This is a genomic window from Oleiphilus sp. HI0128 (genome assembly GCF_001635365.1).
Window position 1 is genome coordinate 1 of sequence record NZ_LWGG01000387.1, and the last position, 807, is coordinate 807.

General features: G+C 40.8%; 1 protein-coding gene. It reads left to right on the plus strand.

Annotated features, from left to right (window positions below):
* Positions 1-129: 129 nt before the first annotated feature.
* Positions 130-807 (plus strand): hypothetical protein (locus A3763_RS04820; RefSeq protein ID WP_156494913.1); only part of this gene is annotated, 678 nt, incomplete at its 3' end.

The window sequence follows — 807 nt, forward strand, 5'->3', positions numbered from 1 at the left end:
CATATATATTGATTTGTAGCTAAAGGGTCAAGTCATTGCAATGTTTTTTTCTGATTTTTGAACAAACTAGCTAGCATTTTTAAAGCCTTTGCTACACTTAAAGGGAATAAAGCCTGAAACATAGTCCACATGAATAGTACACTTATAATATCTTTGATAGCCTCCATCATTGTTATCTCAATGGTTGCCAGTGGCATAAGTTATAGCCGCCAACAAGCAATGAAAAAGCGCAAGCTTCGCATTAACAAACTAAGGCAACAAGCTGATGAGCTATTAAGCTACACCTCACTTTTATTAAAAATTGATGAAAGCTACGTACTGATCACCCAAGTTCAATCTTTAGCAGTGAACGCCTTAAAAGCAGCGCAGCAATTAGCCCCCGACGATCAATTAATTCTTTCCCACTTACGAACTCAAGAGGGAAAGTTACTAAACTTCAAAAGCGGACAACGAGAAAATAAAGTCGCCTGTTATGTCACCAGTGATATTGAACTGACCCAGGCACAAAGCCAAATCGGTCAAATCAGTAAGTTACTCGACATCTATCGCAATAAAGGCTCATTAACGGCGGCAAAGTGCCAGGAGCTGCAAATTCATCTGCAAACAGTCAAGGTCGAGCTCAACATAAATAGTAACTTATACCAGGCCGACAGCTTCGCTGAGGAAGGCGATATGACGATGTATCAGATGCATATCAAGCAAGCTCTGGACTTGCTGAAAAAGACCAGCATAGATAATGATACGAAAAACACCCGCATACGAGAGCTAAGCGAACTCCTGACCGAAGCAAAACGAACAAACCGTGTC